This window comes from Polaribacter sp. HaHaR_3_91 (assembly GCF_019278525.1).
In the GTDB taxonomy this organism is placed as follows: domain Bacteria; phylum Bacteroidota; class Bacteroidia; order Flavobacteriales; family Flavobacteriaceae; genus Polaribacter.
Map to the genome: position 1 here is coordinate 2,638,391 of NZ_CP058986.1, position 14,451 is coordinate 2,652,841.

The 14,451-nt window shown below is 30.1% G+C and carries 11 protein-coding genes; 8 read left to right on the top strand and 3 right to left on the bottom strand.

Annotated elements, in window-relative coordinates:
- The first annotated feature begins 113 nt into the window (after window positions 1-113).
- A complete protein-coding gene (arsC, locus tag H0I27_RS11190) occupies window positions 114-455 on the top strand; it encodes an arsenate reductase (glutaredoxin) (protein ID WP_218730790.1) in 342 nt (113 codons plus the stop codon).
- 100 nt (window positions 456-555) lie between these two features.
- Complete coding sequence (locus H0I27_RS11195; RefSeq protein ID WP_218730791.1) at window positions 556-3,018, top strand: TonB-dependent receptor; 2,463 nt, start codon at window positions 556-558, stop codon at window positions 3,016-3,018.
- Between the two features lie 292 nt (window positions 3,019-3,310).
- On the opposite strand, the gene H0I27_RS11200 is transcribed toward H0I27_RS11195, so the two are convergent.
- Window positions 3,311-3,484, bottom strand: coding sequence for a hypothetical protein (locus tag H0I27_RS11200; RefSeq protein WP_165733463.1), 174 nt, complete (start codon window positions 3,482-3,484; stop codon window positions 3,311-3,313).
- Between the two features lie 159 nt (window positions 3,485-3,643).
- On the opposite strand from H0I27_RS11200, the gene fumC reads away from it, so the two are divergent.
- Both fumC and H0I27_RS11210 read left to right on the top strand, forming a co-directional pair.
- Complete coding sequence (gene fumC / locus H0I27_RS11205) at window positions 3,644-5,041, top strand: class II fumarate hydratase (RefSeq protein WP_218730792.1); 1,398 nt, start codon at window positions 3,644-3,646, stop codon at window positions 5,039-5,041.
- 89 nt (window positions 5,042-5,130) lie between these two features.
- Complete coding sequence (locus tag H0I27_RS11210) at window positions 5,131-5,604, top strand: nucleoside deaminase (protein WP_218730793.1); 474 nt, start codon at window positions 5,131-5,133, stop codon at window positions 5,602-5,604.
- An 80-nt stretch (window positions 5,605-5,684) separates the two neighbouring features.
- Here the strand turns inward: H0I27_RS11210 and H0I27_RS11215 are convergent, their stop codons facing one another.
- Together H0I27_RS11215 and H0I27_RS11220 are read right to left on the bottom strand one after the other, a co-directional pair.
- The gene (locus H0I27_RS11215) at window positions 5,685-8,153 is read right to left on the bottom strand and encodes an exopolysaccharide transport family protein (RefSeq protein ID WP_218730794.1); all 2,469 of its coding nucleotides are present in this window, start codon (window positions 8,151-8,153) and stop codon (window positions 5,685-5,687) included.
- Window positions 8,154-8,159: 6 nt separating this feature from the next.
- On the bottom strand, window positions 8,160-8,951 hold the full coding sequence (locus H0I27_RS11220; RefSeq protein ID WP_218730795.1) for a polysaccharide biosynthesis/export family protein: 792 nt from the start codon (window positions 8,949-8,951) through the stop codon (window positions 8,160-8,162).
- A gap of 86 nt (window positions 8,952-9,037) precedes the next feature.
- Here H0I27_RS11220 and H0I27_RS11225 point away from each other — a divergent pair, with 86 nt between their 5' ends.
- The 4 genes from H0I27_RS11225 to secA all read left to right on the top strand — a co-directional run bounded on the left by H0I27_RS11225 (window position 9,038) and on the right by secA (window position 14,353).
- Window positions 9,038-9,814, top strand: a complete 777-nt coding sequence (locus tag H0I27_RS11225; RefSeq protein WP_218730796.1) for an O-methyltransferase — start codon at window positions 9,038-9,040, stop codon at window positions 9,812-9,814.
- Window positions 9,815-9,905: 91 nt separating this feature from the next.
- Window positions 9,906-10,478, top strand: coding sequence for a cob(I)yrinic acid a,c-diamide adenosyltransferase (locus tag H0I27_RS11230; protein WP_218730797.1), 573 nt, complete (start codon window positions 9,906-9,908; stop codon window positions 10,476-10,478).
- A gap of 169 nt (window positions 10,479-10,647) precedes the next feature.
- The gene (locus tag H0I27_RS11235; RefSeq protein WP_065318236.1) at window positions 10,648-10,869 is read left to right on the top strand and encodes a DUF2795 domain-containing protein; all 222 of its coding nucleotides are present in this window, start codon (window positions 10,648-10,650) and stop codon (window positions 10,867-10,869) included.
- A 142-nt stretch (window positions 10,870-11,011) separates the two neighbouring features.
- Window positions 11,012-14,353, top strand: coding sequence for a preprotein translocase subunit SecA (secA, locus tag H0I27_RS11240; RefSeq protein WP_218730798.1), 3,342 nt, complete (start codon window positions 11,012-11,014; stop codon window positions 14,351-14,353).
- The last annotated feature ends 98 nt before the right edge of the window (window positions 14,354-14,451 follow it).

Sequence of the window (14,451 nt, forward strand, 5' to 3'; positions counted from 1 at the left end):
GAAGCTGTTTCCTGCTTTCCATTATATCTTTTTTTAAGAAAAATAAAAAAAGGATGTCATTTCAATCAGGGCTAAACTTGTTTGCTAACAAATAGAAAACTAAAAACATACAGATGATTAAAATATATCACAATCCACGTTGTTCTAAATCTAGACAAGGCTTAGAAATTATAGAAAACTCTAAGAAAGAATTCGAAATTGTAAAATATTTAGAAAAAATTCCATCAGAAAAAGAACTAACAGAAATTATTAAAATGTTAGACATCTCTCCTATTCAGTTAGTTAGAAAAACAGAAAAAATATGGAAAGAAAACTACAAAGGGAAAGAATTATCAGACAAGGAGATTATCAAAGCAATGATAGAGTCCCCAAAGTTAATAGAACGCCCAATTGTTATCAATAATAACAAAGCAGTTATTGGCAGACCTCCAGAAAATATTAAATCAATAATTTAACCTTAACTTTTTTGTGTTTTGTTTAACTTTTCTTTAACTACTTCTAATTAAACTTAGAGAGAACTTTGCTGTCTTAAAATAACAAGATTCAAAGACAATTATGAAGAAAATTACACTCTTATTACTTTGCCTATTAACATCAACCTATTTGCTAGCTCAAAAGCCTAGTAATGAAACCATTTCTATTACAGGTAAAGTTGTAGATGCAAACACCAATCAACCATTAGAATATGCTACTGTAGTTTTAAAAAACACTGAAACACAAGTAGTTTCTGGTGGAATTACAGATCAAACAGGTAGTTTTAATATTAAAAACCCAAAAGGAACGTACGAAATAAGTGTAGAGTTTATTTCTTTTAAAACCATCAAATTTCCAGTTCAAGAAATTTCATCAAACAAAAACTTAGGAACTATTAAACTATATGAAGATGCTAGTAGTTTAGATGAAGTGGTTGTTATAGCCGAAAAATCTACTGTAGATATTCGTTTAGATAAAAAAATATATAATGTTGGTAAAGACATGACGGTTAAAGGTGGTACCGCTTCTGATGTTTTAGACAATGTACCTTCTGTAGACGTAGATCCCGAAGGAATTGTTAGTTTAAGAGGTAGTGAAAACGTACGTATTTTAATCGACGGAAAACCATCTGCTTTAGTTGGTTTAAGCGGTGCAGATGCCTTAAAACAATTACCTTCTGATGCTATTGAAAGAGTTGAAGTAATTACATCTCCATCTGCAAGATACGATTCTGAAGGAACTGCAGGTATTTTAAATATCATTTTAAGAAAAGGAAAATCTTCTGGTTTAAATGGTTCTGTAAACGTTACTGTTGGAGATCCTAAAAATTATCAAGGTGGTGTAAATTTAAATTTACGTACCGAAAAAATAAATGTCTTTACTAATTTAGGGTATAACGATAATGCAGGTCCTGGTGTTTATAATTCTGATATAACTTACCTAACTAATGGAAATATAGATAGTATTAGAGTAGAAAACAGAGATAATGACCGAAGTAGAAAAGGCTTTAATGCTAATTTTGGTTTAGAATATTATTTAAACAAAAAAAGTTCTATTACAGGTACTATATTTGTAAGAGATTCTGATGGTAATGATATTTCTAAGAATAACATTAGCTCTTTTGATGCTTTAGATAACAATTTATACAACTCTACACGTATTCAAACTGAAGGAGAAGATGATAAAACATTACAGTTTTCTTTAAATTATGTAAATAATTTTAATGAAGACGGACATAAATTAACGCTAGATTTACAACATAGTGCTAGTAAGGAAAACGAGAATGCAATTATTATAGATATAAACCCAGAAACAAACACTACAAACGAACTTTCTATAGACAATTTAGTGCAGGCAGATTACGTGTTACCAATTGGTAAAAACTCGCAATTTGAAGCAGGTTACCGTGGTAGTTTCCAAGATTTATCATCAAATTACCTAGTTGTCGCTCCTAATTTAGACCCAGCATACAACCCTTCTAATAACTTAGAATTCATTCAAAATGTAAATGCTTTTTACACACAATTTGGTAGTAAAATTAACAAGTTTTCTTATTTATTAGGTTTAAGAGCAGAAATTACAAACATTGATATTCAATTATTGAATAACAATGAAAATTACAATAAAAATTATACAGATTTATTTCCAACCGTAAACTTTGGATATGAATTAAATGATGATCAAAGTTTTACCTTAGGGTATAGTAAAAGGTTAAGAAGACCAAGCTCTCGCTATTTAAACCCATTTGAAAGTAGAGAAAGTGAAGTTATTTTTTCTAAAGGAAACGTAGACCTAGACCCTACATATACAAATTCTTTCGATTTAGGTTACTTAAATACTTGGGGTAAATTAACTTTAAACTCTTCTATTTATTACCAACATTCAACAAACAATATTTCGAGAGTTAACAGTCAAGATGTTAGAGTTGTAAACGGACTAGAAACCAATGTAATTATTAGACAACCAATTAATTTGGCTTCAGAAGACAGATCTGGTTTTGAATTTACAGCAAATTATAATGCTAGTAGAAAAGTACGTTTTTCTGGTAGCTTTAACTACTATCAATTCGAAACAGAAGGAGAATACACTTACAACGTTACAGACCCAAGTAATGGTAACCTAACACCAATTACTCAAAATTTCGATACAAAAAACGACTCTTGGTTCACACGTTTCGATGCTAAAATTACACTTCCTTGGGATATTCAATCTCAAACAAGAGTTTTTTATTACGGTCCAAAAAACGATGCACAAAGCGAAAGAGAAGGTATTTTATCTACAAACATAGCACTTAGTAAAGATATTTTAAAAGACAAAGGAACCTTAGTACTTAATGTTAGTGATCTTTTTAACTCTAGAAAGTACGAGGTTGTTGGGTACGCTCCAAGTAGAGAAAACCCAACCAATATCACAGACCAAACATTTCAAAGAAGAATGCGCCAGGTGTCTTTAACTTTTACCTACAGATTTAATCAGAGTAAAAACCAAAAAGATAGAAAACCAGCTGAAAATAGAGAAGATGATGGTGGCGGAGATGAATTTTAAAAGTATTTGGGCGTTTTAACAGGCTTTCCACACTCGCTTTTTTTCTGAAAAAGAAAAAAGAGCTCAAACAAATGCTTCAATCCCTAACGCGGGCATATTTGCTAATTATTTGTTACTACAACAAGTTTTTGCAAGTTTGCCCGCGTTAGGGATTGAAGTGAAAAGCCCACAGATTTTTACCTTTGTAAAAAACGAGGACTTGTAACAGAAAGCCCGACCCTTGTGGTAACGCCCAAAAAAAACTCGTTCAAATAAATGAACGAGTTTTTTTTAATTATATGTTTTAAAAAGACTACTTACCTTCCGCAGCTTTTTTAGCTTCTTTTTTTAACTTCATATTTTCCCAGATAGTTCCACCAATCCAGTAAGGAACCACAAATGTTAATAAGAATATTAACAACCAAAAACCAGCTGTAAAAATAAACATAAATAAAACCAATCCTGAAAATTCTGAAAAATCTAACATTTGTATATTTTGTAAAATTATTAATGCAAAAATAATATTTATTTTTAAAAGATAGGCATCAAAAAAACATTTTTTTTAGTTATCTAAAAATGATAAATATCAACTTTATGTAATCATAGTTTTTTGTAAATTTGTGTATCTAAAATTTACATTATAATTATGAAATATAGAATCGAAAAAGACACTATGGGAAACGTAGAAGTTCCTGCAGACAAATATTGGGGTGCACAAACAGAACGCTCTAGAAACAACTTTAAAATAGGTGCTTCTGGTTCTATGCCATTAGAAATTGTTTATGGTTTTGCATATCTTAAAAAAGCAGCTGCATATACAAATGCAGAATTAGGTGTTTTAACAGAAGAAAAAAGAGATTTAATCGCACAAGTTTGTGATGAAATTTTAGAAGGAAAATTAGATGATCAGTTTCCTTTAGTTATTTGGCAAACAGGTTCTGGTACACAATCTAACATGAATGTGAATGAAGTAATTGCTAATAGAGCGCAAGAAATTGCAGGAAAAGTAATTGGTGAAGGCGAAAAAGTGATTCAGCCAAATGATGATGTAAACAAATCGCAATCATCTAACGATACATTTCCTACAGGTATGCACATTGCTGCTTACAAAAAAATTATAGAAACTACTATTCCTGGAATTACGCAATTAAGAGATACTTTAAAAGCAAAAACAGAAGCTTTTAAAGATGTAGTAAAAATTGGTAGAACGCATTTAATGGATGCTACTCCACTTACTTTAGGTCAAGAGTTTTCTGGTTACGTTGCACAATTAAACTTCGGTTTAAAAGCGTTAAATAATACTTTAGATCATTTATCTCAATTAGCTTTAGGTGGTACAGCAGTAGGTACAGGGTTAAATACACCTGCAGGTTATGATGTTTTGGTAGCAAAATATATTGCACAATTTACAGGAATGCCATTTATTACAGCAGAAAACAAATATGAAGCTTTAGCAGCACACGATGCTTTAGTGGAAACGCATGGAGCTTTAAAGCAAATTGCTGTTTCTTTAAATAAAATTGCCAACGATATTAGAATGATGGCTTCAGGACCAAGATCTGGAATTGGAGAAATTATTATTCCTGCAAACGAACCTGGATCTTCTATTATGCCAGGTAAAGTAAACCCAACACAGTGTGAAGCTATGACAATGGTTGCTGCTCAAGTGATGGGTAATGACGTTGCCGTAACAATTGGTGGTGCTCAAGGACATTATGAATTAAATGTTTTTAAACCTGTAATGGCTGCAAATGTTTTACAATCTGCTCAATTAATTGGTGATGTATGTAAGTCTTTTGATGAACATTGTGCTTCTGGTATAGAACCAAATCATGCTAGAATTACAGAATTGGTAAATAATTCTTTAATGTTAGTTACTGCTTTAAATACTAAAATTGGGTATTATAAATCTGCAGAAATTGCAAATACAGCGCATGCTAACGGAACAACTTTAAAAGAAGAAGCTGTTCGTTTAGGCTATGTAACTCCAGAACAATATGACGAATGGGTAAAACCAGAAGAAATGACCGGCGGTTTAAAATAAAAATATTAATTTTACATTCTCTAAAAGCTGCATACCTTATGCAGCTTTTTTTGGCTAAACAAAGTAAATCATAATAAAAGAAAATGAAGATGAACAAACACGAAGAATTTATGAGCGAAGCTGTAAAAGCAGCTTTAAAAGGAATGAATAATAACGAAGGGGGGCCTTTTGGGTGTATCGTTGTAAAAGACGGAGAAGTAATTGGTCGCGGAAATAACAAAGTAACATCTACCAATGATCCAACTGCACACGCAGAAGTTACTGCAATAAGAGATGCTTGTAAAAATATTGGTTCTTTTCAGTTAGACGGTTGTATTATATATACTTCTTGCGAACCTTGCCCTATGTGCTTAGGTGCTATTTACTGGGCAAGACCAGACAAAGTTTTTTACGGAAGTAATCAGCAAGATGCTGCAAATATTGGCTTTGACGATGAATTTATCTACAAAGAAATTCCTTTACCTTACGAGAAAAGAAGCATTCCGTTTGAGCAAATAGGAAGAGAGATTTCACTAGAGCCTTTTAATAAATGGGCAGAAAAGCAAGATAAAACAGCTTATTAAATTCCCTCTAAAAAACTGAAATTTTTCCTCAGTTTTTATATAACTAAAAAAGCATCGAATTAACGATGCTTTTTTAATTTTTAATTCTTTTTAAATAAACTAGATATTCTAGAGAAGAAGCCTTTATTATCTTCATCCTCATGATAACCATTACCGTATTTTCCATAACCATAGCCGTAACCGTAGCCATAACCATAGCCGTAACCATAACCGTATTTATTCTTTATAGAAAAGTCGTTTAAAACATAACTAATATTGGTTACTTCTTTATTTTTATACTTATCATCTATCATTCTCATCATTCCCTTTTCGGAATAATCCTGACGGATAACATAAATAATAGCATCTCCATATTTAAACAACTCTAATGCATCAGAAACTAAACCAACAGGTGGTGTATCAATAATAACATAATCATATCTTTCTTGAAGGTCTTTAATCATCTTGTCTGCTGTTTCATTCAATAATAATTCAGAAGGATTTGGAGGTATTGGTCCAGACAAAATAAGATCTAAGTTTGGCACTTTAGTCTTAATTATAATTTCATCTAATGTCTTTTGCTTGATTAAGTGGTTTACCACACCAACATCATTGGTTAAATCAAAATCATCATAAATTTTAGGTTTTCTTAAATCTAAACCTACTAAAACTGTTTTCTTTCCGCTTAAAGCAAAAACAGTTGCCATATTTATAGAAATCATTGTTTTCCCTTCACCACTTACTGAAGAAGTTAAAACCAATGTTTTGGATTTATCTGAATCTGTATTTTTAAATAAAAATTGAATATTAGACCTAAGCGCTCTGAAGGATTCTGAAACTGAGGATTTTGGCTTATTAAAAACCGCTAGATTATTATTTCCATGGTTTTTACCTACAACACCTAAAACAGGAATTGCATAGTTATTTTGAATATCCTCTGCTGTGTGAATTTTATTATCTAAAACCTCTCTAGTAATAATATAAAATAAAGGAAAAACAATTCCCAACATTAAACCAACTAAATAATTAAAACTTGGTATTGGGTATACAGGACCATTACCTAAGTCTTTAGCCGTATCTATAATTTTAACATCAGATACATTTGCAGCAATTGCAGAACCTGCTTCGTAACTTTTTTGCTTCAAATAATTATAATTTGCTTCTGAAATTTGATAGTTTTTTTCAAACTTTAATAAACCTTGTTCTGTTTTAGGTAATTTTTTAAGTTTGCTTTTATAAGTAGCTAATTCAGCATTTAATTTGTTAATTTTATTTTGATTAACAACTTTTAAAGTGGATATATTTTCTAATAAATTAGTTTTAGAAATATTAATGTCATTACTCAACTTAATAACCTGTGGATGATTATCTGTTACAGAACCTCTTAATTTTTCTCTTAAACTAGATAATTGTATAAGTGTAGATATTTCACCAGAAATCTTCCCATCTTGAACAGCTATTAAAGCAGGAACAGGAATATTTTCCCCATAGGTATCGTGAGAAAGTAAATAACTTCTTAAATTATTAAGATATTCATTAAACTCTAAAACATTTTTTTTCTCTTGATCTATCTCAATAGTTTCATTAAAAACAAGACTACCTTCTTCAGATAAATTGTAAATATTATTTTTTTCCTTAAAAACCCCTAATTCCTTTTCTATTCGCTGTAAACTATCTTCTAATTGTGTAAACAAAAGCTCTATATAATCTTTCGTCTTTTTAGCATAAAGAATTTTTTGTTCTTGCTTATCTTCATCAAGAATAACAACCGTTGCATTTAAGTAGTCTACAATTCTATTTTTATTTGTACCTCCTTTAGACAATCTAAGCATAGAAGCTCCATTAGCTATACCTTCAACACCAATAGATTTATTACTACCTACAGTTCCATCAAAACTTACAAATTGAATATAAAATTTTTCACCAACAGTAAACTTTTTGGTTTTTTGCAATGAAAAATTTAAAAATTCAGTATTTATCTGTTCATCAATTTTATACTCTTTAGAAAAAAGTGGAGAGGAAAAATTGTGAACACTTGTTGTATTTGTATCATAGGTAATTAAAGCATTTGAAGTATTCTCTTTAAGATCAAAAGATAATTTATAAGTATCTTCACCTGTAATTTCTACTTGTATAAGTTGTCCATATAATTGAGGTTTACTAGTATCTAAATCTACCACAAAGGGAGTGTAACCATAAACATCCACTAACCTATACCTGCCTTCTTTTAAATAGTTTATGAAGAAATTTAATTTTCTAACTACCTTTTCATTATGTGTTCTAGAAGTTAAAACTACTTTTATAGTTTCTACGGCATCACTTGCTCCTCCCCAATTAAATGCTATGTTTGTTCCTGTAGAAAACAATGGATTGTTTTCTTCTTTTACAGATATTACGGTATTTAGATTATAAATTTTTGTTTTATAATCATTCATAAATTTGGCAACTATCAAGGCAATAATAATAGTTACAAAAAAAAGTTTCCAATAAGATAAAACCTTAAAAACATACCCTTTAACATCAACATTAGCTTGAATAGTACTGTTATTTAGTTTATTTAAATTATCCATAAATCCCTATAAATTTCTTGCTAAAATAAAAGTAGTACTTATCAATGTAAATAACGAAACAATTGTTGTGAGTGCTCCAAGACCAGTAGTACCTGTTCCCCATGTTTTTTGTTTCAATGGAATAACATTTATAATATCATTTGGTTTAACATAAAAAACATCAGAATCAAAAGCACTTATTTGTGTTAAATCAATTGTAAATTTTTCTGTTCCCGTAATTGAGTTTCTAATAATTTCAACTTTTTTTCTATTTCCAACAGCAGTAATATCTCCAGAACTAGAAATGGCATCTATAATTGAAAGCTTATTTTGAAATATAACATTAGGCCCAGGACTTCCTATTTCTCCAATAACGGTATATTTAATACCAGCCAATTTTACTGAAACAAAAAGTTCTTCTTGGGTTTTAATGAATTTTTTTAATTCATTTTCTATTTTTTTCCGAACCTCCAGCACTGTATATCCTAAAACATTAATTTCACCTAAAGTTGGCATTCTAATGTTTCCGTAACTATCTATACTGTATCCTGAAAAATAAGATGCTCCTTCACTAAGACCAGCTGCAGCACCTCCTGCATTTCCTGTAGATTGTTTCTTAAAAACAGCGACTAAAGACTCTTCATTAGATTTTATATCTATATTTAAGATATCATCAACCTGTAACTTGTAGGGTATATTATTAATTCTTTTAATCTCTTTTTTTGCAATTGGCTCTCCTTGTAGATAAATTATATCCTTAGCTGGTATACACGAAAAAAGAAAAGGAATAAATAAGAGCAGTAAAAAATGGTTTCTCATTGTAATTTTAATCATAAATATGCACAAATATACTTTTTAAAAGTGGTTTACTATAATTTTATTTTACTTTCGTTTTTTATATAAAAATGATTTATTTGATAACAAAATATTTAAAATTTCTCGTAAAATCATCTAATCAACATGGGGTCCACTCTCCTTTTGTGTATGATTTAATAACCAAATGTTTTTATAAAAAAACAGATCCAATATTAGTAAAATTGTTTTCTAAAACAAAACAACAATTATTAGACAACAAAAGTTTGATAAAAGTCACAGATTTTGGTGCAGGATCTAAAGTTTTTAAAAATAATGAGCGTCAAGTTTCTAAAATTGCAAAAATTGCAGGTTTATCAAACAAAAAAGCTAAATTATTAATTCGTTTAATTCAATATTTTAAACCTGATAATTTATTAGAAATTGGTACTTCTTTAGGTTTAGGTACATCAGCAATTAAAATTGGAAATAATAAAACAAATATTACAACATTAGAAGGTTGCCCAGAAACAAGTAAAGTTGCAGATTATTTATTCTCTAATAACAATTACAAAAACATTCAAATAATTACAGGTGATTTTAAAGAAACGTTACCTTTAGCTATTAAAAACCAAGAATTCGATTGTATATATTTTGATGGGAATCATACAAAAAAAGACACCTTACATTATTTTAATACTTGTTTAGATACGGTTACTAATAATTCAGTATGGATTTTTGATGACATTTATTGGAGTGACGAAATGAAAGAAGCCTGGACAGAAATTAAAAATCACAAAAAAGTAACCGTTACCGTTGATATTTTTTACTGGGGAATTGTTTTCTTTAGAAAAGAACAAGAAAAAGAACATTTTAAAATAAGAGTCTAATTTTTTTTAAAGTGTTAAATCGTGTTAATTTTAAACAGCACTCTTTTTAAACTTTGTAACTTTGATTTAATGAAAAACCGCGACTAATATTATGAAAATATACACAAAAACTGGTGACGCTGGTACAACTGCTCTTTTTGGAGGTACTAGAGTAAAAAAATACAATTTACGTATAGAAAGTTATGGTAATGTAGACGAACTAAATTCTTATATTGGATTAATAAAAGATCAAGACATAAGTATACCTATAAAAGATTCTTTATTAAAAATTCAAAATGAATTATTTACTTTAGGTGCCATGTTAGCAACGCCTCCAGAAAAAGAAACTTTAAAAAATGGAAAAGAGAGACTTAACATTCCAAAAATTGATAATGCTTCTATTCTGTTTTTAGAAGAAGAAATTGATAAAATGGATTTAGAGCTTCCTCAAATGACTCATTTTATTCTTCCTGGCGGACATCAATCTGTGTCATTTTGTCATATTGCAAGATGCATTTGCAGACGGGCAGAACGCTTAGTTGTAGAACTAAATGATCAAGAAAACATTAATATTGACATACTAAAATACTTAAACCGACTTTCTGACTACCTTTTTACGTTGGCACGAAAGTTGTCCAAAGACTTATCAGTAGCCGAAATCAAATGGATTCCTACAAAAAACTAACACGTTCTTTTTTTATCGATTTAAAGAAGTTTTTCATTTTATTTCATCCTTAAAGCATTAATTTTAAGATATTAACAAATTGAAAGAATAACTTCTCTATATATTTCTTAAAAAAGACTTGTATAATTCAGTAAAAAAATTATTTTTGCACAAAATTAAACATTAAGAAATGTATTGGACATTAGAATTAGCATCTTATTTAGCAGATGCGCCTTGGCCAGCAACCAAAGACGAATTAATAGATTACGCTATTAGAACTGGATCTCCTTTAGAAGTAGTAGAAAACCTACAAGATATAGAAGATGAAGGTGATGCGTATGACTCAATTGTTGAAATTTGGCCAGATTATCCTACCGAAGATGATTATCTTTGGAATGAGGATGAATACTAAACATAATAATTAAATATAAAAAGTCTCTAAAGAGGCTTTTTTTTTGTTTTCTTACAACCTAGGAAACTATTTTTCAGGCTTTTAAAAAACCTGATACGGAACTATAATGCAGTTATTAATTTAACTGAAAATAACATAATAAATGAATATTTTAAATTCAGTAATCAAACTTTTTGTTGGTGATAAACAAGAAAAAGATTTAAAAATTTTACAACCAGTTGTTGAAAATGTAAAAAAATTCGAGATAGAATTTTCTAAACTTTCTAATGATGCTTTAAGGGCAAAAACCATTGAGTTTAAAGAAAGAATAAAAATCGCTACAAAAGAATTTGATACTAAAATTACTGAATTAGAAGAAGAAGCTAAGACAGCAAATATAGATCGTCAAGAAGATATTTATACTGAAATAGATACTCTAAAAGATGATGCATATAAAGTTTCTGAAGAAACTTTACTTAAAATTATGCCAGAAGCTTTTGCTGTTGTAAAAGAAACTGCAAAACGCTTTGTAGAAAATGAACAAGTAGAAGTTACAGCTTCTGCTTTTGATAGAGAATTATCTGCAGAAAGAGATAACGTTACTTTAGAAGGTGATAAAGCTTTTTGGGCAAACTCTTGGGATGCATCGGGTAAAGCTGTTACTTGGGACATGGTTCATTATGATGTTCAATTAATTGGTGGATCCGTTTTACACCAAGGTAAAGTTGCTGAAATGATGACTGGTGAGGGAAAAACATTAGTTTCTACCCTACCTGTTTATTTAAATGCATTAACTGGTAACGGAGTTCATTTAGTAACCGTAAATGATTATTTAGCAAAACGTGATAAAGCGTGGATGGGACCAATTTTTGAGTTTCATGGTTTTACAACAGATTGTATCGATTATCATCAACCAAATTCTGATGCACGTAGAAAAGCCTACAACGCAGACATTACTTATGGTACAAATAACGAATTTGGTTTCGATTATTTACGTGATAATATGGCTAGCTCTAAAGACGATTTAGTACAAAGAGCTCCTAACTACGCTATTATTGATGAAGTAGATTCTGTTTTAATTGATGATGCTAGAACTCCTTTAATTATTTCTGGACCAGTACCTCAAGGAGACAGACATGAATTTAACGAATTAAAACCTTTAGTTTCTGAAATAGTTACTAAACAAAAAAATCATTTGGTAAGTGTTTTTGCTGAAGCCAAAAAATTAATTGCAGACGGTAATGATAAAGATGGTGGATTCTTATTATTAAGAGTTTACAGAGGATTACCTAAAAACAAAGCATTAATTAAGTTTTTATCTCAAGAGGGAAATAAACAAATCTTGCAGAAAACAGAAAACTACTACATGCAAGATAACAACAAGTTAATGCCACAAGTAGATGAAGACTTATGGTTTGTTGTTGAAGAAAAAAATAATCAAATTGATTTAACAGACAAAGGAATTGCAGATTTATCAGAAAAAACTGCAAATGAAAACTTCTTTGTGTTACCAGACATCGGAGTTAAAATTGGTGAAATAGATAATTCTGAAAGTAGTAAAGAAGAAAAAACTGCTCAAAAAGAAGAGTTATACAAAGACTTTAGCATAAAAAGTGAGCGTATTCATACAATGAATCAACTATTAAAAGCATACACTGTTTTTGAAAAAGATGTTGAGTATGTTGTTATGGACAATAAAGTAATGATTGTTGATGAACAGACAGGGCGTATCATGGACGGTCGTCGTTATTCAGACGGATTACACCAAGCAATTGAGGCAAAAGAAAATGTAAAAATTGAAGATGCTACTCAAACTTTTGCTACCGTAACTTTACAGAACTACTTTAGAATGTACAGAAAACTGTCTGGTATGACAGGTACAGCAATTACAGAAGCTGGTGAGTTATGGGAAATATATAAATTAGATGTTGTAGAAATCCCTACAAACAGACCTATTCAAAGGGATGATAAAGAAGATTTAATTTACAAAACTGCACGTGAGAAATACAATGCAGTAATTGAAGATATTGTAAAACTAGTAGAACAAAATAGACCTGTTTTAGTTGGTACAACTTCTGTAGAGATTTCAGAGTTATTAGGTAGAATGTTACAAATGCGTAAGATTCCTCATAATATTTTAAATGCAAAATTACACAAAAGAGAAGCAGATGTTGTTGCCCAAGCTGGTAAACCTGGTATTGTAACCATTGCAACAAACATGGCAGGTCGTGGTACCGATATTAAATTATCTAAAGAAGTAAAAGATGCTGGTGGTTTAGCTATTATTGGTACAGAACGTCATGATTCTAGACGTGTAGATAGACAATTACGTGGACGTGCAGGAAGACAAGGTGATGTTGGGTCTACTCAATTTTACGTTGCTTTAGATGACAATTTAATGCGTCTTTTTGGTTCTGATAGAATTGCCAAAATGATGGATAGAATGGGCTTAAAAGAAGGTGAAGTAATTCAGCATTCTATGATTACCAAATCTATTGAAAGAGCACAAAAGAAAGTAGAAGAAAATAACTTTGGTATTCGTAAGCGTTTGTTAGAATATGATGATATAATGAATGCTCAACGTGAGTTTGTTTATAAAAGAAGACGTCATGCATTAGATGGTAAACATTTACAGGTAGATATTGCAAACATGATTTATGACACTTGCGAATCTATTACAAATACGAATAAAGCTGCTAAGAATTTTCATAATTTTGAATTTGAATTGATTAAATTTTCATCAATGACTTCTCCTTTTACAGAAGAAGAATTTGATAAACTTTCACAAAAAGAAATCACAGACAAATTATATGATCTTGTTACTGAACATTACAAAAACAAAATTGAAAGAAATGCCGTTTTAGCGTTTCCTGTAATTAAAGATGTTTTTGAAAATGAAGGTGATCGTTATGAGCGTATTGTAGTTCCTTTTACAGACGGAACTAAATCTTTACAAGTTGTAACCAACTTAAAAGATGCTTATGAAAGTGAAGGAAAAAGTTTAATTACAGATTTCGAGAAAAATATTACGTTGGCAATTATAGATGAGAACTGGAAAGATCATTTACGTAAAATGGACGATTTAAAACAATCTGTTCAGAATGCGTCTTATGAGCAAAAAGATCCTTTATTAATCTATAAGTTTGAGGCTTTTGAATTGTTTAAAACTACCGTTGATGAAATAAATAGAGAGGTTTTATCTTTCTTATTTAAAGGAGAGCTTCCTAGTCAAGATGCAAATCAAATTTCAGAAGCGCGTCAACAAAAAAGAGAAAGTTTAAATACATCTAAAGCAGATGTTCAAAACTCTACAGAGCAAGCTATAGAAAGCTCTCGTCAAAAACAATCTGAACCTGTTGAAACCATAGTTCGTGAACAACCTAAAGTTGGTAGAAATGAGCGAGTTACCATTAAAAATGTAATGAGCGGAGAAGAAAAAGCTGTTAAATTTAAACAAGCAATTCCTTTATTAGAAAAAGGAGAATGGGTATTGGTAAATAACTAATCTATTTATTTTCTATTAAAAGAAACAGTATATCATCAATAGAAGTCTAGAGTTTTAAGCTCTGGACTTTTTTATTTTAAAGAATACAGCATTCATTT

Coding starts and splice junctions, on each gene's coding strand:
- arsC (WP_218730790.1), top strand. CDS start 114: ATGATTAAAATATATCACAATCCACGTTGTTCTAAATCTAGACAAGGC.
- H0I27_RS11195 (WP_218730791.1), top strand. CDS start 556: ATGAAGAAAATTACACTCTTATTACTTTGCCTATTAACATCAACCTAT.
- H0I27_RS11200 (WP_165733463.1), bottom strand. CDS start 3,484: ATGTTAGATTTTTCAGAATTTTCAGGATTGGTTTTATTTATGTTTATT.
- fumC (WP_218730792.1), top strand. CDS start 3,644: ATGAAATATAGAATCGAAAAAGACACTATGGGAAACGTAGAAGTTCCT.
- H0I27_RS11210 (WP_218730793.1), top strand. CDS start 5,131: ATGAACAAACACGAAGAATTTATGAGCGAAGCTGTAAAAGCAGCTTTA.
- H0I27_RS11215 (WP_218730794.1), bottom strand. CDS start 8,153: ATGGATAATTTAAATAAACTAAATAACAGTACTATTCAAGCTAATGTT.
- H0I27_RS11220 (WP_218730795.1), bottom strand. CDS start 8,951: ATGAGAAACCATTTTTTACTGCTCTTATTTATTCCTTTTCTTTTTTCG.
- H0I27_RS11225 (WP_218730796.1), top strand. CDS start 9,038: ATGATTTATTTGATAACAAAATATTTAAAATTTCTCGTAAAATCATCT.
- H0I27_RS11230 (WP_218730797.1), top strand. CDS start 9,906: ATGAAAATATACACAAAAACTGGTGACGCTGGTACAACTGCTCTTTTT.
- H0I27_RS11235 (WP_065318236.1), top strand. CDS start 10,648: ATGTATTGGACATTAGAATTAGCATCTTATTTAGCAGATGCGCCTTGG.
- secA (WP_218730798.1), top strand. CDS start 11,012: ATGAATATTTTAAATTCAGTAATCAAACTTTTTGTTGGTGATAAACAA.